The sequence below is a fragment of the Algibacter luteus genome (genome assembly GCF_030344935.1).
Lineage (GTDB): Bacteria > Bacteroidota > Bacteroidia > Flavobacteriales > Flavobacteriaceae > Arenitalea > Arenitalea lutea.
Genome location: NZ_CP128313.1, coordinates 2,648,548 through 2,666,916, shown reverse-complemented (window position 1 = coordinate 2,666,916; position 18,369 = coordinate 2,648,548). Strand labels below are relative to the sequence as shown.

Genomic DNA, 18,369 nt, shown 5'->3' with positions numbered 1-18,369 from the left:
TTAAGATTTTAATACTTCTTTTAAAACTAAATCTTTATCAAGTTTTTTAGTACAGAAAAACCAATCTTCACATTCTAAATCATCGGTACCTGCCATTCTTTCTTCAGCTACACCACAAGACCCTGCAGGAGAAATGATAACATCGTCTCCAGGATTCCAATCTGCTGGAGTCGCCACATTAAATTTATCTGATGTTTGCATTGCTATTAATGCTCGGTAAATCTCATCGAAATTTCGACCTAAGCTTAACGGGTAATAAATAATTGCTCGAACGATGCCGTTTGGATCGATAAAGAATACGGCTCTTACGGCTTGAGTTATGCTTTCACCGGGTTGTATCATGCCGTATTTTTTAGCAACTTGCATGGAAATGTCTTCAATTAAAGGAAACTTAACTTCAATGTTTTTCATGCCCTTAAATTTAATTTTATCCTTAATGGTTCTTAACCATGCAATATGGCTGTAAATACCATCAATAGATAATCCTATGAGGTTACAGTTTGCTTTTTTGAATTTAGATTCTAAATGTGCAAACGTCATAAATTCTGAGGTGCATACTGGTGTAAAATCTGCAGGGTGACTAAAAAGAATGGCCCATTCGCCTTTGTAATCTGATGGGAAATTTATTTCACCTTGAGTGGTTACTGCTTTAAATTCGGGTGCTTTATCGCCAATTCTGGGCATTGAGAACACTTGTTCTTCTGTTTCTGATTCAATGGTATTCATGATTTCTTTGGATTAAATTAACTATATCAAATTTAAATCATATTAGACGTTTACTCTGTAACCAATGTTACCGTAGGTAAATTTCATCCTATGTTTTAGATTAAAAAATAAATAGTAGCAATTTTGTTAAATGGTGGAGGTTATTTCTAGAAAATTTTATTTTTAAAATCAGTGTTGTTGGTTAAAACTTTCATTGCTGCTTCATACCCAATAGCGAATATTTCATGAAGGTGTTTTTTGTCGAAGGTGCCGTATTTGCTGAGTTCTTTAGGATAGATGACTAAATCACAATCTTTAAATTTCAATTGGTCTTCTTTAACCTGTTTCAATTTAAAAGCGCGTTCTACAACATTGTGTGAATATTTTAATTCATTAATAGTTATTGGCACAAAACCATTAACATAAACACCAATTATCACGTCGCAAGTATCTTTAAGTAATTCCACAGGGAAATTATTTAGTGCGCCACCATCAACATAGTAATTATCGTTAATTTTTACAGGTGAAAAAAGCCCAGGAATGGCCGAAGAAGCTATCACAGGTTTTATAAGTTCACCAGCTTCAAAAACTTCAAGATTTCCATTTAAAATATTGGCAGCAGTAACTTTCAGATGTTTTTTTAAACTACCAAAATCGTCGTGCTTTAAGTAAGTTTTAAAACTAGAATAAAATTTTTCTGCATCGATAAAACCAGGTTTGTTTATGGCGAACTTTTTTAAGTCTATGATTTGAGTTTTACTAAAAAAAGTTAAGATATCATCCCATTTATAACCATAGGCATACAAAGCGCCTACAATGGCGCCAGCACTTGTGCCAGCGATATAGTTTGGTGATATACCATGCTCTTCAAGCGCTTTAATCGCACCAAGGTGTGCAGCGCCTCTAATACCACCGCCAGATAAAACTAAGCCCAGTTTCATTTGTGTCTTTTTTAAATAAAGAATATTAAATATGCGTTTAAAATAATAAAATTAAGCGAATTGATTTGAAGTCTTCGTAAAAGCAGACGTCAATTAATTTGAATCATTTTGAATATCTACTTTTAATTCTGGAATTTTAATAAGCTCGATGGTTGTTGAAGCTAAAATTACGTTATTATTTGTTGCTTCAAACGCTTTTCTAATTGCATCGTTTAACAAATCTTTTGTGATTCTTCTTTTTTTGTAATCAACTATGTATCGTAAATTAAATTCAATCCAATTATCGGTTAATTTTATCGCTAATGTAGGGTCTATTATGGCATCTTCAATGTAATATTTATTGACTACGTCTTGCCATTGCAATTTAGATTTGGATGTATATTCTGAAAGTATTTTACTAGCAATATCTTTAACTATAGATTTGGCTAAATCAATATCCGATCCGTATCTAATAGGTAAATTAAACTCGTCCCAAATAAAAGGGAAGTCTTGCGAATAGTTGTAAATAGGGCCTTTAAACACAAAAGCATTACTAAGTTTTACAATTCTACCGGTGTAATTATCACTGCTTACCCATTGGCCAATTTCCATCATGGTGGTGTAAATACTATCTACATCAATAACATCTCCTTTTATACCGTTAATTTCAATTCGATCTCCTGGTTTATAGACTTTAACTACGAAAATATACAGAGATCCGGCGATGCTCAGAATGAGTTCTTGCAGTGTAAAAGCAACTCCTGCCGAAAACAAACCAATAGCTAAAGTGAAGTCTTTTATATTACCCGTGAAATATGAAAATGATAATATTATAAGAATAATATATCCAATAATTTCGACACCTTTTTGCGTTTTATAACGTGCCGTGGTTTCGGTTATATTTTTCCTTAGAAAGCGTCTTAAAAACTGAATAAGTAATAAAACAACAGCAACTAGTATTACGTATTTTATAATACTGGCAACCACGGGATAATCCTGTAACCATTGTTTAATAATATCAATTTGTGTCATTGACTTGTGGAAGCTTAATAAATTTTGTAAAGTATTCTTATAAGATGAAGAGTTAATGATATAAAACTCAATAAATTATTCTGATTATTTGCCTTTGGTGCGCCATCTGGATAACCAAGGAATACTTCTAGTAAATAACCAAGCTAGAAATTTTGAAGATCCTTGTTCAATCATTTTTTCTTTACAAAAAGCTTGCATTTCCTTAGCATTACCTTTAAAGGTGAATTCGCCATTTACATAACAATAGCTACAATAATCAGCGCTTTTAGTGCCGTCTTTATTCAAGCCGCCATGTTGTGGATCTTTTTTCATGGGCATACCACAACTCTGACAAAATTTACTTGTTCTTATGGTTTCCATAGTTTTATGAATTAGGTTTTTGTAATAGTTTATTATCTCATTAAGATACGAATATAAAATGGAATTTAAAATGATAATAATCAATAAGTTATTGGTTTAAAAACCCTCGTTTTCTCGATAGAAATTCAATTTATTTCTAAGCATATTGATTTCATCTTGTAGGTTTTCAACTTTGCTAAGTAAATTTGAAATGGCATGAATGCCTTCAAGATTAATGTCTAATTCATAATGAAAACGAATAAGTTTTTCAATAGTTCTAATTTGATTACTCTTCACGAATTTAGATTTATCTGTGATAGTGATTTCTATCAATTCGTAAGTCTGTAAGGCATCAATAAACGATGCGGGAATATTATAACTTGTACATATTTGCTGAATTGATATGAGCTCTTTTGAATCCATGACTATCTTAATTTTGCTAACTCATTAAATAAATCTTTTTCTTTACTACTTAAGCGGGTTGGTAGCGTGATGTTATAGGTGATATACAAATCTCCAAACTCATTATCTTTTTTATAAACAGGAAATCCTTTTCCTTTAAGTTTCACTTGTGTTCCGTTTTGGGTTTCTGGTTTCACCTTTAATTTTACTTTACCATCATAGGTGTCAATAGTTACATCACCACCCAAGAGGGCTTTGTATAAATCTAAATTAACCGTGGTATACAGGTTGTTTTTATCGCGCTTAAAATTGGTGTTGTTAATGATGGTGAAGGTTATGTATAAATCGCCATTTGGACCACCATTAACACCTTTTCCGCCATGTCCTTTAATTTTTATAACCTGTCCGTTTTCTATACCAGCAGGAATGGTAATACGAATGTTTTTATTGTTAACCGTGAGTGTGCGCTTGTGTGTTTTATAAACATCGCTTAAATTAAGTTGTAATTCGGCATTAAAATCTTGCCCTCTAAATTTTACGCCTCGACCTTGCTGTCTGGAAGATCTGCCGCCAAACATAGATTCGAAGAAATCTGAAAAATCACTCTCGTTAAAAGACTCCGAATATTGTTGGCTCCCACCACTGCTTCGATATTGTTGCTGCTGTTTTTTTGCATTTTCGAAAGCTTCGGCATGCTGCCAATCTTTACCATATTGGTCGTATTTTTTACGATTTTCGGGGTTGCTGAGTACCTCATTGGCTTCGTTAATTTCTTTAAATTTTTTTTCAGCGACTTTATCGTTTGGGTTTAAATCTGGATGATATTTTCTAGCAAGTTTTCTGTATGCCTTTTTTATATCCTGCTCTGAAGCATTTTTGCTAAGTCCTAATATTTTATAATAATCTATAAAAGCCATTTTTAAAATTATTAAATAGACATTCGTGTAAGCGATGTGTACAATTTCAACCTAAAAGTAGCATCTTAAAAATACAATTAAAATGATAATAATCATAACAAAAAAATGCAAAACATGCCCTTTTAGCTAATGATTTTACCGTCTTCCATAGTAATTATTCGGTTGGTTCTTTTTGCAAAATCTTCGTCGTGGGTGACAATGAGTAACGAGAGTCCTTGTTCGTCACTTAACTGTTTAAAAATATTAAAAACATTATCAGAATTATGGCTATCCAGATTTCCTGTAGGCTCGTCGCCCATAATTATTGACGGATTATTTATTAAGGCTCGTGCTATAGCAACTCGTTGTTTTTCGCCTCCAGAAATTCGAGAAGCTCTTTTTTTTCCCAAATGATCTATGTGCAAAATACTTAGTTTTTGCATGGCATCGTGTTCTATTTCTTCAAAAGATTTTTCACCTAATTTTTTTGCGGGAAGCATTACATTTTCTAATACAGAAAACTCAGATAATAAATAATGAAATTGAAAAACAAAACCAATATGTTTGTTTCTTATAAAAGAAAGCTGGTCTCTGGTATTATTGGTAACTAGCTCATTGTTTAAATATAATTCGCCTTCATAGTCCGTATCCATTGTAGAAAGAATGTAAAGCAAAGTCGATTTACCACAACCTGATTTTCCCATTATGGAAGTGAATTCCCCTTTATTTATTTTAAAATTTATGTCCTTGAGTACATGAAAAAGCACAGGCTTTTTAAAGTATTTGTTAATATGTTTTGCTTCAAGTACAGTGCTCATGTTTATTGTCCTCTAATAATCGTTACAGGATCTATTTTTTTAGCTTTTTTAGAAGGCAAATACCCTGCTAAAAATGTTGAAATCATGGCAAATGTGATGCCTATAATATAAAACCAACCATTAAAATTAATGGGATACGTTTCTACGGTTGGTAGAGCCTCGGTTTCAAACGGGATGGTGTTTATTATGTTAGTAAATATTAAACCAATGAGTAAACCTATGAGACCTCCTACTAAGCCAATGATAATTGCTTGACTCATAAAAATATATTGTACGTCTTTACCAGAAAATCCTGTTGCTTTTAAAATGGCGATATCGTTCATTTTTTCATAAATAAGCATGTTTAGAATGTTATAAATACCAAAACCGGCTACAATAAGTAAGGTTACAGAAACAGCATAGGTAATAAGATTTCTTATGGTAGTTCCTGTTTCAAATTGGGCATTAGCAGTATTAATATCTATGGCTGTTAAATTAAACTGTTGTTCTATTTGTTGTGCCATAGGTAATGCAACATCTATGTTGTGAAGTTTTACATTTATATCTGTAATGTAATTTTCGGCTTCGCCTAATATACGCTGTACCGTTTTAAGATTTGCAAAACTTTGAATGGCATCAATATCGGCAATTCCACTTTGGTAAATACCAACTATTTTAAGAGGAAAAATATCGCCTTTTATGGTACTTATTTGTACACGGTCTCCAACCGTTAGTGACATTTTTTTTGCAACTCCAGCACCTAGTAAAATACCATTTTCTGTGTTGTGAAGTTTTTGTGTTGAACCTTCAACCACATAGTCATTAAAATTGAAAAGTTTAGCTTCATCGAGCGGTTGGATTCCCGTTAAATTACCTCCAAGTTCTATAGGTCCAGCAATATAAAATATGCTCGATTTTATCTGCGGAATGGCGCCTTTAACGTTTTCATCTTTCTTCAAATAATTGATGATTGGAAGTGCATTATGGATTTTTTTCTGACTAAACTTTGGTTTGATTGAATGCACCACATTAAAACTATTTTTAAAAGCATCGTATGTCGCAACGGGTTGTTTTTTAGAAGGTTCTATTTCGTTATATATATGAATATGAGGTGTTTGGTTTAGAATCAAATCGTCAAGCATACTATTCAAGCCTGTCATAAAACTCACTAAAGTGATGTATGCACCAATACCAAAAGTCACACCTAATGCCGCAGTTGCCGTTTGCTTTATTTTAGTGAGCAAATGGGTTTTTGCAATGTTTAGTATGACGTTCCAATTGGTCATTATTCTGGTTTATATATTCTGGTGCTTTCGGAGACTCCAGAAATAACTTCAACAATTTCCATATTTTGCAAACCAGTATGTATAGTAATTATACCTTCATCCGTTTTAATTTTATCACCTTCAATTACATATACTTTAGGAATTGTTAATACGTCTTTTTTATTCGAAATTACAATGTTGGCTTCTCCTGATAGTCCTGGATATAGTACATTCGGAGGGTTGTCAAAATAAGCTTCAACAGTAAATGTCTGGTTACGTTCATCTTTTTTAGGAAGAATTTTTGATATTTTTCCGGTAAACACCGTGTTTTTATAAGCGTCTAAACTTAACAGCACTTCTTGGTTTTTACTGATTTTTACAATATCTACTTCATCAACTAGAAGTTTAATAATGAAGGTCTTGGCACTTCCAATAGCTGCTAAAGGTTCTAAGGTTGAAATAATTTCACCAGGGTTTTTATAGAGTGCATATACTTTACCATCAATTTTGCTTTTAACAGTAAAATCTTTGGTGTTAATTAATGAAGATTGATAGTTGTTTGTGGCTTGTTTTAGGGTGGTTTCTAGTTCGTTTTTGGTTCTGCTGTATTTACTTTTTAGCGTTTGCAGATTATTGAATGCCAGTTGGTAATTTAGTTTTTTAGTGTCAAATATAACCTTAGAACCAATGTTTTGATCCCATAGATTTTTTTGTCTGAAGTAATTAATAGAATCGTTAATGAATTTAAGTTCTGCCGCATTAATTTCATCTGTTATACTACTTAAAATAGCGGCATTACCATTATAGTTTTCTTCGGCTAAATCTAACGCTAATTTTGCGTTTTGTGTATTTAATTTAGGTGTGTTATTTATAATCTGAATGAGTGGCTGGTTTTTTGAAATCAGACTGCCTTCTTCCAGTAAATTAGCATCTAAAATACCGCCAACTGCAGCATATACTTGGTATAAGCTATCTGGTTGAATAGTTGCCGATGCATAAATCGATTCTGTTAAATTTTTCTTTTCAGGAAATATATAATCTGAGTTTTTTAAGCAAGAAGTCACTAAAATAAAAACGATTAGAAAAACAGGATATTTATTCATGGTTTACTAATTAAAACTATCAAAATAAAAGTAAGTTTAATTCAAGGGTTTTGTGGAGTAAACTTAGTTACTGCCTTTGCTTTCCTGAAATTTCAAGATTATTAATTCTAAATACAATAGGAATACCTTCAGCTTCTAATTTGCTTGAAAACTGACTTATAAATTCTACATTTTTTCGTTCTTTATCTGCCATAATTTGTATGATGCCTTGAGTAAACTCATGGAGATAGAACTTGGCATCTGGTCCTTCTAGCTCTTCGTAAACACCTTCAACTTGAACAGATATCCATTGATTAACCGAGTCAATTTCATCAATACTTAATGAGACTAAGTTTTTTTTTCTCATAGCATCTATTTTCTGTCCTGCGGAAGAATAACAAATAATAAATTTTTCGGTTTTCGAATAAAAATAGGTAATGGGGATTACAATGGGATTTTCTCCAAACACATAGGCTAAATGACCAATATAATTTGATTCAATTATAGCCAAACAATCCTCTATGCTTAAGTTACGTATCATCACCTTTGTTTTAATACTTAATATTACTACTTTATGGTAGTATTAAATATGATAATTGTCAGGGTAATCAACATTTAAGAAGATTTTAGGATTTAAAGAAATGATGAAAAGATTATACCATACCTATTTGTTTTTGCGGTGTCTTTTTATTTTTTTAAACCGACGCTTATCTTTTAATGCCCAATAAATGCCTTTAACATCTGCAGCCCAAACATCGTACATAAAAATAAGGGCTATTTCTTCAATAGTTTCTACTAAACCAATGATAATCATGATGTAAAACAAGGTGTAATTTGGAGAAAAAAACAACGATGAAAGTATAAATACACTTTGCATAACTGCCGATAGTTTTGCGAGATAGGTATGAAATGCAGTGGCTTTTCCGTACTTATAATATGCAATAAACATTTGAACCATATAAGGCGTTAAGGCAATAAGTATTAAAGTGAGGTTGGTTTTTATAAAATGGGATTCAAAAACATACAATCCAACTAAACCTATAATAAGTGTAATTTGATCTCCAAACGAATCTAGCTGAGATCCTCTCGGGCTTGTTATTTTAAGCTTTCTAGCTAAAAAACCATCAATAGCGTCGGTAGAATAACTAACAAGTAAAAACCATGTAAAAATTAGGCGTTCATCAAACCAAATTAAAGCTATTAATAATGGTGCTGCTAAAATTCGGTAAAATGAAAACCAATCTGCGATATTGAAATTTTTAAATGTTAGCATATTTTGTTGTTAATACTCCATTTTAGCCCGAAGCATTATAAATTCATTTAAATTATTTAAATCTATGGCGCCTTCCAGTTTGTTGTTATTCATCACTGGAATAAATGGACGTTTTTCGCTTGTAATGGCTCGATAAGCGCTTGGTAAATCACTATTAAAGTTTATGGTTTTAAATGATTTGGTCATCAATTCTTTTACAGGTACCGATCTGTTTTTTGAATTTTTAATAATATCATCATGATAAAGAATCCCTTCAATAGCCCCATTTTTATTTACCACAACAAAATTAGTTTCACTTCCTGAAAGAAGAATGTCGACCACATCAGAAACCGTATTTTCAGGATGTAATGTGGTAATGTTTTTTAACATAGCCTCGTTTACCGTATGATTTTTAAGTAACATCATACTTTGCACATATTTGTTTTCGCCATAAGCGCCTAAAAAGATAATAAGCGCTATGAATATTAAAAAGGGGTTAAACAATAATCCAAATAACAAAAATAAAACGGCTATGAATTGGCCAACATTAGCGGCAATTTGTGTGGCTTTAACTCGGTTTATTTTCAGTGTTAAAAGTGCTCTAAACACCCGCCCGCCATCCATAGGAAAGGCAGGAATTAGGTTAAAAACAAACATGGCAACATTTACAATAAACAGATATAACAAGAAATTTTTAAGTGAGAAGTTTGAAAGATATTCTAAGGCTTCTCCTAAATTTTTGTTTGTAAAGTCTTGAATAGGAATTAAAAAGTATAAGAATATTGCAATAATAATATTCACTAATGGGCCCGCAATGGCAACTAAGAATTCTTGTTTAGGGTCTTCAGGGATTTTGTCTAAACTTGCAATTCCGCCAATGGGAAGTAACGTTATGCTTTTGGTGCCAATTCCGAAGCGTTTTGCGGTTAAAGCATGGCCTAATTCATGCAAAACCACGCAACAAAAAACAGCAAAAACTAAGGCGATATTAAACAATACACTTGCTGTAGTTCCACCTCTGTTTAATTCCTCAAAAACAATCCATACAATAAGGAAAAAGAAGGTCCAATGTATTTGGATTTTAATGTTTGAAATGTTGCCCAAATTTAAATTCGCTTTCATAAGCTTTTAAATTAAGTTTAAAGCAGTTTTAATCTATGTAAACTACTTCGTTAATATCCCAGGATTTGTCCTCGTTCCAGATAGCTACTAAATTGCTGTTTAAAAGTTTTGAAGTGATTTTGGGTGCATTCTTAACAAACTCTGCTGAAAGTACAATACGTTTAGGTTTTTGAGTTAAATAAGCAAGAATTTTACCTTCAGTATTGATTAAAACCTCAAAATAATCATGCTTAACTACAGGTTTACCTAAAATGTTATTGTATCCAATAGTATCTGTATTAACTTTTATTACAGTGGCCATTTTGTTTTTAAAATTAGAAGCATTTAAAAACTGTGGTTTAATGACTGTTTTTCCAGATTTATCGATAAAACCGAAGTACTTTATACCTTCTATTTCTTCTGTAAATTGGCATCTGTTCTCGGAAAAAGCTGGGTAATCGCCTTCTTCAAAACTAGAAACAGTTAAATCGTCTCTAAATTTTATAACTAAATCACCCTTCGTATCAATAAACCCCCATTGGTTATCCTTTTTAACAGCTGCTAAACTATCTTGAAAAGGCGCAACAAAGTCAATATTTTTTATGCTTTGCGAAAAACAAATAAAGGGCAGAATTAAAATAAAAAGGTGTATGTAAAATGAATTTTTCATGACAAAATATATTTATAGTTCACCTATAAATATAATTTGATTATAGGTGTTATGAAATGATTTTCATCATGAATGAGGGCTTTATATATGAGTGTTTATAATGGAAACGATATCATTTTTTTGTAAAACACCAGATTGTCTCCAAACCTGTTTCCCATTTTTAAAAAGGAGCATCGTTGGTACACCACGAACTTGATATTTTGCAGACAAAGTTTCGTTTTTATCTACATCTATTTTTACAATCTTTACGGTATCACCAAGTTCTTCCTTAACTTCTTTTAAAATAGGCGCAAGCATTTTACAGGGACCACACCAATCTGCAAAAAAATCTACTAAAACAATGGGATTGGATTTTAAAATGGAATTAAAACTACTTTTCATAATTATTCTTTTTTTAATTCTAAATCTAGTTGAGCTAACATGATTAGTTCCGATTTGTTTTTACGGGCATAACTGTTTGCAATGGCATGAGCTGTGCTAGAAATAAGCTGTTTTAAGTTTTTACTAAATAAATGTTCGTTATTTTTTTTAAATTTTATAAATGCTTCAAAGTATGTTTCTGGGTCTGGAGAGTCTTGTTGGTTTAAAGCTTCAAAAGTTAAATAAATTTGTTTAATGCCTTCATAATTATTGTGGTTTTTAAACTCCTCAGCCTTTATCCATTTGGTTTTTAAATATTTTTTAAAAGCATTAATTTCTTCTGCAACTACGCGCTTATCGGTTGCAGCTACGGCATAAAAAAGTTTACCTAAAACTTGGTAAAAGTCTATATCTTTTCTTTCCACTGGTAATTAATGTGTTACAATTAAGATTAACTCTAAAAGTAATATTTTATTGAGGTTTTTGCTATGATATTAATCAGTTTTACATCCATAGATTTTGATTTAAATTCGTACTTTTACCTTCATTTAATACCTTGATAGTTATAATTTATGTTTGGACAAGACCAAGAGATTTTTAACACCCTCCTCGGGGCCATTTCAGAAGGCGTTTTGGTGGTAGATAAAAATCAAAGCATTATGGAAACTAATTCCGCTTTAGAAACGATTTTTGGTTATTCAAACAAAGAACTTATAGGTCAGCCACTACAAGTTTTAATTCCTCAAAGATACCATGCAAACCATGGCGGTCATTTTAATAAGTTTATGCAAAAGCATGAAAAACGGCAAATGGGGAAGGGGCGCGACCTTTATGGTGTGCGTAAAGATGGTACAAACTTTCCAATAGAAATAGGCCTAAACCCATTCGAAATTTTTGGCAACACCTATGTGATGGCAATCATTATTGATATCTCTGAACGTAAAAAACAAGAAATTCAAATTGTTGAATTAAATTCTAGATTAGAGGAAAAAGTAGCGAATAGAACTGAGGCCTTAAAACAAGCATTAAATGAGCTAAAAGCTGCTAATAGAGAGCTTGAAGTTGAAAATAGTAAACGTGTTGAAGCTGAAGAGGAAACTAAAAAAGCTTTAAAAAAGGAAATAGAACTTAATGAGTTAAAAACAAAATTTTTATCGCTGGTTTCACACGAGTTTAAAACACCGTTAAGTGGAATTTTAACTTCAACTATGTTACTTGCAAAATATCAATTAACAGAGCAACAAGAGAAGCGAGATAAGCATATTAAGACCATAACAGACAAAGTACATTATTTAAATAATATTCTAAACGATTTTCTATCGGTTGAAAAGTTAGAAACTGGTAAAGTAACTTATAATTTTAGCGAATTTAAGCTCAGTAAAGTGGTGAATGAGGTGGTATACAATAGCAATATGTTGTTAAAAGAAGGCCAACAAATAAACTACCCAGACAATGTTGATGATATTTCACTTTTTCAGGATGAAAAAATAATTGAGTTAGCTTTGTCAAACTTAGTCCATAACGCCATAAAGTATTCACCTGAAAACAGTACGATAGATTTAAAAGTAAACCAAAAGGCTGGAGTAATTTCAATCATAGTAAAAGATGAGGGTATGGGCATTCCTGCTGAAGATCAAAAGAATATATTTAATCGTTATTTTAGAGCAGGAAACGCATTGCTTACTCAAGGTACTGGTATAGGATTAAATATTGTAAAGTCTCATTTAGAAAACCTAAATGGTTCAATTGCATTTGTTAGTAAAGAGGGTAAAGGTTCCACGTTTACATTGAAAGTGCCTAGTAAAGCATTATTAAATTAATTTAAAGTGATTTTGAAATTTGTTGAGATAAAATTATATTAAGGACATCTGACGAGATAAAGCGATAAAAAGAAATAAAACTGATGAAAAAAATATTACTCATAGAAGATGATACTGTTTTAAGAGAAAATACAGCCGAACTTCTAGAATTGTCTAACTATTCAGTTATAACAGCGCCTAATGGTAGCGTTGGATTAAATACTGCAAAAGAAAATCTACCAGATATTATAGTTTGCGATATTATGATGCCCGAATTAGATGGCTATGGTGTGTTACAAGGTCTTTCAAAAAGCGAGACAACAAAATATATTCCATTTATCTTTTTATCAGCAAAAACCGAGCGTAAAGATGTTAGGAAAGGGATGGATCTGGGTGCAGACGATTATATCACAAAACCTTTTAATGAAGCAGAATTAATTAGTGCTATAGAAAGTAGGCTTGCAAAAGCCGCTATTTTAAAAGAAGAAAGAGCTAATTATACAGAAGATTCTTCGATACCTTCTCAAGATGAATTAAAAACTTTAAATGATTTAAAAAATTATTTAGACGATAACGGGAAGATATTTAAATACGCAAAAGGCGATCTAATATACAGTGAAGGCGATAACTCTAATTACATTTATTTAGTTAGAAAAGGGGTTGTTAAAAATCATAAATTTGATGAAGATGGTAAAGAATTAATTACAGCTTTATTCAAGGAAGACGACTTGTTTGGTTATACCTCTTTTATTCAAAATATAGCGTATCAAGAGTCTGCAACAGCTATTAATAATGTTGAATTGATTGGGATTTCAAAAACCGATTTGAATGATATTTTAGAAAACAACCATAAAGTTTCACTAGAACTTATTGAGTTATTAGCAGAAAATCTATCAAGTACCAAAGAACAATTATTGCAAATGGCCTATAGTTCGGTTAACAAAAAAACCGCCGCTACAATTATTAGGTTTGCTGAAAAAATAAATAGAAAACCAAACGACCCCATTAAGATATCGAGGAATGATTTAGCCAGTGTAGCAGGCGTAGCTTCAGAAACTTTTATAAGAACATTGTCTAAATTCAAGAATGATGGATTAATTGAAATTGAAGGTAGAAATATTAAGGTTTTAAATCTTAACAAACTCAAGCAGATTTATTAAACTTTTGTGCGCTATTCAAAATGACCAATATCATTTTTTAACCAACATCTTGCATCTATTTTTGTTACAATAAGTAAAATTGTAATGAAAAACATTTTAATTCCTACAGATTTTTCTAGTAACTCATGGAATGCCATTGAATATGCCCTTAATTTTTTTGAGGGGCAGTCTTGTAATTTTTATTTATTACATGTTAATACAGTAACTAGTGGTTATGTTGTAGAAGATGCTGGTTATGCATTAACCAAAGATATTATTGATGATACTTTAATTAAGCCATCAAAAATTCAACTTAATAATTTACTAAAGCGCATTAGCGATTCTTCACTTAAAGGCAACCATCGATTTTTTAAAATTACCGATTATAATTTTTTTATAGAATCTATCAGAAAACACGTTGAAGAGAAAAAGATAGATTTGATTGTTATAGGAACAAAAGGCGCCACAGGATTAAAAAAACTTATTATTGGCAGCAATGCCGCTAGTGTTATCACAAGAGTACATTGCACAACTTTAGTAGTTCCTGAAAATGCAAAATTTGTTAAACCTAAAGAAATAGCGTTTCCAACCGATTTTTCGGCATTTTATTCTTCTGAATTATTGCGTCCATTTCAAGACATTTTAGAATTAGTTAATGCGTCAATAAGATTATTACACATCAATAAACGCGATTATGTACTTAATGCCGATCAGAAAAAAAATAAAGACTATTTAGATGATTATTTTAATCATTATAAACATAGTTTTCATTTTTTAACGAACAAAGATATTGAAGCTGCCATTCAATGCTTTGTAGAAAGTAGAGATATCGATTTGATAGTCATGGTAGCAAAAAACTTAAACTATTTCCAACGTATTTTATTCCATCCCTTGGTAGAAGAAATTACCTATCACACAGATATCCCGTTTTTAGTTTTACATGAATAAAACCTTCATTATGGAAAATATATCTATTTTTTTAGCTAAATTTTGGGGATGGTATCTCATTATCTTTTTTGTGATTTTAACTTTTAATCCTAAAAGAATCCGACAGATTTTTTTAGACCTTAAAGATGAAAAATTTTTAATTACAACCTCATTCATGGCCATTATTGTGGGCTTGTTAAACATCTTGTATCACAATATATGGGAACCTAACTGGAAATTTATTATAACCGCTATAGGTTGGGTAGCTTTAACCATAGGTTTGCTATTATTTATTTTCCCAAAACGCACCATTTCATTCTTAGAATTCGTTAACATTAAATTCGTTCAAGTCATTTACATGTTACTCTTCTTAACGGGAATATTTTTATTAAATATCGTATACGGCGTTGTACCGTATTAATTATAAGTAAATTGTATATTATTGTAAGTCAATAAGTTAAAATACTGTTGATGATATTCATCATATCTGTTGTTTCCATTTTAAATGGTTTTAAAAAGTAGAATACTTGCATTATGTTAAATCTATTTTACAAATCTGACGGTCGTCATAGCAATTTTGAAAATAACGCTTTACTTTAGTAACATTAATTAATCAAACGTTCTTTTGAATTTGGTTATAAAAATCAAAGATTTACAAATCGAAAGACCTTGTAAATCTGATGAGCGTTTAAAATTACTATGAAGCCAAAGCTTATTTTATGTTTTTTGTAAATCAAGGGTGTAGATAGAGTAAAGGTTAGATAATAAAATTAAACGCTTAAAACGAAACAGGAAGTTTAGGCTTCCTGTTTCTAGGTTATTGGCTATTAATTAATTCATGATTTAGCTGATGGGGATATAGGCTAAATCTTGTTGAGAGTTTAATAAAATTATTCCTTAGTTTAGTTAGAACTATATATCAAAATTAAACCCTCATGAAAAACGGTAAAACTTCAATCTTTACCGTTTTTTTTTATACCTAATTCTCAAGTTTCTAAACGATTATATCTGACCGTCGTCATAGTTTTCTCTTGATATACTTACTATATTTAAGAAACCCTCAAAAAGTATAGGTCATGAGAAAAATATTAATTCCAACAGATTTTTCAGAAAATGCTTTAAACGCCATTCATTATGCCTTAGAGCTTTTTAAGTACGAAATCAGCGTGTTTTATTTTATGCATGCCTATCAAGATGATATTTACATAAATGAGGCTTTATTAACACGCGAAACCCTTAGTCGAGCTACAAAGATTGTAAGCGATCAATCTAAAAAACAGTTAGAGGATTTAATTAAAGATATAAGAAAGCAACATCCCAATCCTAGATTTACCTATCGCATGGTTTCTTCAAACAATGTGCTGGTCGACGAGGCTGATAAAATAGTTGAAAATGAAAATATAGATATTATCGTCATGGGTACAAAAGGCAAATCGAACCATAAAAAATTAACCTTTGGTAGCCATACGTTGCAAGTGCTAAAATATGTGGAATGTCCGGTTTTAGCTATTCCTAGCAACTACAAATATATACAGCCTAAACACGCTGTATTTCCAACAAATTACTTAATTCCATACAAGCGAAGAGAGTTAAAATTGGTATGCGAAATGTTAGCGCCTTTCAGAACTAAGATAGATGTCATTTATGTTTCTAAAATTAAAAAATTATCTATGCGACAAGAGGATAATAAATCCTTTATTGAAGAAACACTTTGTAAAAATGAAACCAACTTTATAACGGTAAATAGAAAGCGTATTACCGAAGCTATTAACAGCTATATAAGCGATAATGGTGTTGATATGCTCATTATGGTTAACACCAGACATTCTCATTTAGAAAACATATTATTTCAATCTCCTATTGATGAAATAAGCTTAAATATTGGAATTCCATTTTTAGCTTTACAAAACATCGAAAGGAGGCATTAATTAATTTAAATACTCAAGTGATGAAAAAGATACTCCTTCCTACCGATTTCTCTGATAATGCATGGAATGCCATTGTATATGCTCTTAAATTGTTTAAAGACGAGGTGTGTACCTTTTATTTATTGAACACTTACACACCAGCTGTTTATCATATAGAATATGTGTTAGTTAATCCCGCGCAGTTTGGGTTGGTAGATTCAGAGCGCAGTACTTCCATGAATAAACTTGAAAAATTACACGATAAAATCAAGAAAACCTTACGGAACCCTAATCACAGAATAGAAAAAATGTCTGTTTTTAATTCCTTAATTCCAGAAATTAAAGATCAAATAAAAGAGAAAAAAATAGATTATATCGTTATGGGCACAAAAGGGGCCACTGGAGCCAAAGAAGTGCTTTTCGGATCGAATACGGTTCATGTTTTAAATCAAGTAAAATGCCCGGTTATAGCTGTTCCTGAAGATTTTAAATACGAAAAACCTCATGAGCTTTTGTTTCCAACAGATTTTGAGATTCAATATAAAAACAAACACTTAAGCTTAATTCTTAATATCGCTAAAAAGCACACCTCTAGAGTACATGTGCTTCACGTCTCTTATGGTTACGATTTAACAGAAATTCAAAAACAAAACAAAGCACTTTTGGAAAGCAAATTGAAAAAAGTAGCCAATATTTTTCATGATGTTAGTAACCAGAATGTAGAAGATGCTATTGCCAATTTTCAAATCAAGAATAAAGTAAACATGTTGATTATGATAAACAACAAACATTCCTTTTTTGAGAATTTGTTCTTTAAAAAATTAATTCATCACATCGGGTTTCATTTAAACATTCCGTTTTTAGTGATTCCCTCTAAAATCTTATAAACTATGGAAACGAATAATAGACATATTTTGTTACCAACTGATTTTTCAGATAATGCATGGAGTGCTATTGTATATGCCTTAAAACTATATGCGCTAGAAAGCTGTACATTTTATATACTGCATTCAGCACATAGCAGCCTCTCTTCCATATCAGATAAATACAGTAGGGTATATGAAGAAGTAAAAGAAAATGCAAATACCAATTTGCTAGAACTTAAAACTTTGGCAGAAACAGCTAATGCCAATGCAAACCACGATTTTGAGATTATTTTGAGTACCGAAAGTTTATATCGTGCCATTGACACCACCGTTAAAAAATATAATATTGACCTCGTAGTTATGGGTACCAAAGGAGCCACAGGGGCACAAGAGTTTTTGTTTGGTAGCAATACCGTAAAAATGATTAGTAAAATGAGGAGTTGTCCTATTTTAATTATTCCTGAAGATTATGATTTTGTAACACCAAAACAAATAGCTTTCCCATCAGATTTTAATCGGTTTTATGGCGCCACAGACTTAGATGCTTTAAAAGATCTGGCCTCACTTTATAACTCAAAAATTCGAGTTGTGCATATAGAAACCAAAGAAGAATTAACTGAGGTTCAAGAGCACAACATAACGACTTTGGAATCTTATTTTGGGGAATTTGAGCATTCGCTACATTGGGTTCCTGACTACTCAAAAAAAGCAAATGACATTAAAGGTTTTATAGCTGAATTAGAAATAGACATGCTGGCTATGGTAAACTACAAGCATAGTTTTATTGAGAAAATTTTTAACGAACCAGTTATTAAAAAGATTGGATTTAATCCAACCATACCGTTCTTGGTTATTCCTGGTTAGCCAAAATCGAATAGGTTTAATGCGTTGGTAAACAGTTAATTAAAAA

General features: G+C 31.4%; 22 protein-coding genes. 7 read left to right on the top strand and 15 right to left on the bottom strand.

The genetic code is table 11. From position 1 onward, the window contains the following. From O5O44_RS11135 to O5O44_RS11065, 15 genes are all read right to left on the bottom strand, one after another. Nucleotides 1-726: a peroxiredoxin gene (locus tag O5O44_RS11135; RefSeq protein WP_289194425.1), complete on the bottom strand. Its 726-nt coding sequence runs from the start codon at nt 724-726 to the stop codon at nt 1-3. Nucleotides 727-872: 146 nt separating this feature from the next. Then, complete coding sequence (locus O5O44_RS11130; RefSeq protein ID WP_289194424.1) at nt 873-1,646, bottom strand: patatin-like phospholipase family protein; 774 nt, start codon at nt 1,644-1,646, stop codon at nt 873-875. A gap of 93 nt (nt 1,647-1,739) precedes the next feature. After that, nucleotides 1,740-2,657, bottom strand: coding sequence for a mechanosensitive ion channel family protein (locus O5O44_RS11125; RefSeq protein ID WP_289194423.1), 918 nt, complete (start codon nt 2,655-2,657; stop codon nt 1,740-1,742). A gap of 84 nt (nt 2,658-2,741) precedes the next feature. After that, complete coding sequence (locus tag O5O44_RS11120; protein WP_035106256.1) at nt 2,742-3,017, bottom strand: zinc ribbon domain-containing protein; 276 nt, start codon at nt 3,015-3,017, stop codon at nt 2,742-2,744. Nucleotides 3,018-3,113: 96 nt separating this feature from the next. Next, a complete protein-coding gene (locus O5O44_RS11115) occupies nt 3,114-3,419 on the bottom strand; it encodes a chaperone modulator CbpM (RefSeq protein ID WP_289194422.1) in 306 nt (101 codons plus the stop codon). Between the two features lie 2 nt (nt 3,420-3,421). Next, nucleotides 3,422-4,315 (bottom strand): DnaJ C-terminal domain-containing protein, encoded by an 894-nt coding sequence (locus O5O44_RS11110; RefSeq protein ID WP_289194421.1) that lies wholly within the window; start codon nt 4,313-4,315, stop codon nt 3,422-3,424. A gap of 122 nt (nt 4,316-4,437) precedes the next feature. Next, complete coding sequence (locus tag O5O44_RS11105) at nt 4,438-5,112, bottom strand: ABC transporter ATP-binding protein (protein WP_289194420.1); 675 nt, start codon at nt 5,110-5,112, stop codon at nt 4,438-4,440. A gap of 2 nt (nt 5,113-5,114) precedes the next feature. Beyond that, the gene (locus tag O5O44_RS11100; protein WP_019387603.1) at nt 5,115-6,377 is read right to left on the bottom strand and encodes an ABC transporter permease; all 1,263 of its coding nucleotides are present in this window, start codon (nt 6,375-6,377) and stop codon (nt 5,115-5,117) included. Beyond that, on the bottom strand, nt 6,377-7,459 hold the full coding sequence (locus O5O44_RS11095; protein ID WP_289194419.1) for an efflux RND transporter periplasmic adaptor subunit: 1,083 nt from the start codon (nt 7,457-7,459) through the stop codon (nt 6,377-6,379). The genes O5O44_RS11100 and O5O44_RS11095 overlap by 1 nt, the downstream gene beginning before the upstream one ends. Nucleotides 7,460-7,526: 67 nt before the next feature. After that, on the bottom strand, nt 7,527-7,979 hold the full coding sequence (locus tag O5O44_RS11090; protein ID WP_289194418.1) for a pyridoxamine 5'-phosphate oxidase family protein: 453 nt from the start codon (nt 7,977-7,979) through the stop codon (nt 7,527-7,529). Nucleotides 7,980-8,102: 123 nt separating this feature from the next. Continuing rightward, nucleotides 8,103-8,711, bottom strand: a complete 609-nt coding sequence (locus O5O44_RS11085; RefSeq protein ID WP_289194417.1) for a CDP-alcohol phosphatidyltransferase family protein — start codon at nt 8,709-8,711, stop codon at nt 8,103-8,105. Between the two features lie 9 nt (nt 8,712-8,720). Next, nucleotides 8,721-9,812 (bottom strand): site-2 protease family protein, encoded by a 1,092-nt coding sequence (locus tag O5O44_RS11080; protein ID WP_289194416.1) that lies wholly within the window; start codon nt 9,810-9,812, stop codon nt 8,721-8,723. A 28-nt stretch (nt 9,813-9,840) separates the two neighbouring features. Further along, the gene (locus O5O44_RS11075) at nt 9,841-10,461 is read right to left on the bottom strand and encodes a WG repeat-containing protein (RefSeq protein ID WP_289194415.1); all 621 of its coding nucleotides are present in this window, start codon (nt 10,459-10,461) and stop codon (nt 9,841-9,843) included. A gap of 81 nt (nt 10,462-10,542) precedes the next feature. After that, on the bottom strand, nt 10,543-10,842 hold the full coding sequence (gene trxA, locus O5O44_RS11070) for a thioredoxin (RefSeq protein ID WP_289194414.1): 300 nt from the start codon (nt 10,840-10,842) through the stop codon (nt 10,543-10,545). A 2-nt stretch (nt 10,843-10,844) separates the two neighbouring features. Then, the gene (locus tag O5O44_RS11065; protein WP_019387596.1) at nt 10,845-11,246 is read right to left on the bottom strand and encodes a hypothetical protein; all 402 of its coding nucleotides are present in this window, start codon (nt 11,244-11,246) and stop codon (nt 10,845-10,847) included. Between the two features lie 147 nt (nt 11,247-11,393). Between O5O44_RS11065 and O5O44_RS11060 the strand changes: the two genes are divergently transcribed. The 7 genes from O5O44_RS11060 to O5O44_RS11030 all read left to right on the top strand — a co-directional run bounded on the left by O5O44_RS11060 (nt 11,394) and on the right by O5O44_RS11030 (nt 18,323). Next, a complete protein-coding gene (locus O5O44_RS11060; RefSeq protein WP_289194413.1) occupies nt 11,394-12,641 on the top strand; it encodes a PAS domain-containing sensor histidine kinase in 1,248 nt (415 codons plus the stop codon). Nucleotides 12,642-12,724: 83 nt separating this feature from the next. After that, nucleotides 12,725-13,780, top strand: a complete 1,056-nt coding sequence (locus tag O5O44_RS11055; RefSeq protein ID WP_289194412.1) for a response regulator — start codon at nt 12,725-12,727, stop codon at nt 13,778-13,780. 84 nt (nt 13,781-13,864) lie between these two features. Then, a complete protein-coding gene (locus O5O44_RS11050; protein ID WP_289194411.1) occupies nt 13,865-14,707 on the top strand; it encodes a universal stress protein in 843 nt (280 codons plus the stop codon). 10 nt (nt 14,708-14,717) lie between these two features. After that, nucleotides 14,718-15,107 carry a hypothetical protein gene (locus O5O44_RS11045; protein ID WP_143148074.1) on the top strand — a complete coding sequence of 130 codons (390 nt, stop codon included), beginning with the start codon at nt 14,718-14,720 and terminating at the stop codon, nt 15,105-15,107. Between the two features lie 655 nt (nt 15,108-15,762). After that, nucleotides 15,763-16,614, top strand: coding sequence for a universal stress protein (locus O5O44_RS11040; protein ID WP_289194410.1), 852 nt, complete (start codon nt 15,763-15,765; stop codon nt 16,612-16,614). Nucleotides 16,615-16,634: 20 nt separating this feature from the next. Further along, nucleotides 16,635-17,480, top strand: coding sequence for a universal stress protein (locus O5O44_RS11035; protein ID WP_289194409.1), 846 nt, complete (start codon nt 16,635-16,637; stop codon nt 17,478-17,480). 3 nt (nt 17,481-17,483) lie between these two features. Next, entirely contained in the window at nt 17,484-18,323 is an 840-nt protein-coding gene (locus O5O44_RS11030) for a universal stress protein (RefSeq protein WP_289194408.1), read from the top strand. The last annotated feature ends 46 nt before the right edge of the window (nt 18,324-18,369 follow it).

Bases quoted from the DNA above. Each gene is read 5' to 3' on its own strand.
- O5O44_RS11135 (WP_289194425.1), bottom strand. From the start codon at position 726: ATGAATACCATTGAATCAGAAACAGAAGAACAAGTGTTCTCAATGCCC.
- O5O44_RS11130 (WP_289194424.1), bottom strand. From the start codon at position 1,646: ATGAAACTGGGCTTAGTTTTATCTGGCGGTGGTATTAGAGGCGCTGCA.
- O5O44_RS11125 (WP_289194423.1), bottom strand. From the start codon at position 2,657: ATGACACAAATTGATATTATTAAACAATGGTTACAGGATTATCCCGTG.
- O5O44_RS11120 (WP_035106256.1), bottom strand. From the start codon at position 3,017: ATGGAAACCATAAGAACAAGTAAATTTTGTCAGAGTTGTGGTATGCCC.
- O5O44_RS11115 (WP_289194422.1), bottom strand. From the start codon at position 3,419: ATGGATTCAAAAGAGCTCATATCAATTCAGCAAATATGTACAAGTTAT.
- O5O44_RS11110 (WP_289194421.1), bottom strand. From the start codon at position 4,315: ATGGCTTTTATAGATTATTATAAAATATTAGGACTTAGCAAAAATGCT.
- O5O44_RS11105 (WP_289194420.1), bottom strand. From the start codon at position 5,112: ATGAGCACTGTACTTGAAGCAAAACATATTAACAAATACTTTAAAAAG.
- O5O44_RS11100 (WP_019387603.1), bottom strand. From the start codon at position 6,377: ATGACCAATTGGAACGTCATACTAAACATTGCAAAAACCCATTTGCTC.
- O5O44_RS11095 (WP_289194419.1), bottom strand. From the start codon at position 7,459: ATGAATAAATATCCTGTTTTTCTAATCGTTTTTATTTTAGTGACTTCT.
- O5O44_RS11090 (WP_289194418.1), bottom strand. From the start codon at position 7,979: ATGATACGTAACTTAAGCATAGAGGATTGTTTGGCTATAATTGAATCA.
- O5O44_RS11085 (WP_289194417.1), bottom strand. From the start codon at position 8,711: ATGCTAACATTTAAAAATTTCAATATCGCAGATTGGTTTTCATTTTAC.
- O5O44_RS11080 (WP_289194416.1), bottom strand. From the start codon at position 9,812: ATGAAAGCGAATTTAAATTTGGGCAACATTTCAAACATTAAAATCCAA.
- O5O44_RS11075 (WP_289194415.1), bottom strand. From the start codon at position 10,461: ATGAAAAATTCATTTTACATACACCTTTTTATTTTAATTCTGCCCTTT.
- trxA (WP_289194414.1), bottom strand. From the start codon at position 10,842: ATGAAAAGTAGTTTTAATTCCATTTTAAAATCCAATCCCATTGTTTTA.
- O5O44_RS11060 (WP_289194413.1), top strand. From the start codon at position 11,394: ATGTTTGGACAAGACCAAGAGATTTTTAACACCCTCCTCGGGGCCATT.
- O5O44_RS11055 (WP_289194412.1), top strand. From the start codon at position 12,725: ATGAAAAAAATATTACTCATAGAAGATGATACTGTTTTAAGAGAAAAT.
- O5O44_RS11050 (WP_289194411.1), top strand. From the start codon at position 13,865: ATGAAAAACATTTTAATTCCTACAGATTTTTCTAGTAACTCATGGAAT.
- O5O44_RS11045 (WP_143148074.1), top strand. From the start codon at position 14,718: ATGGAAAATATATCTATTTTTTTAGCTAAATTTTGGGGATGGTATCTC.
- O5O44_RS11040 (WP_289194410.1), top strand. From the start codon at position 15,763: ATGAGAAAAATATTAATTCCAACAGATTTTTCAGAAAATGCTTTAAAC.
- O5O44_RS11035 (WP_289194409.1), top strand. From the start codon at position 16,635: ATGAAAAAGATACTCCTTCCTACCGATTTCTCTGATAATGCATGGAAT.
- O5O44_RS11030 (WP_289194408.1), top strand. From the start codon at position 17,484: ATGGAAACGAATAATAGACATATTTTGTTACCAACTGATTTTTCAGAT.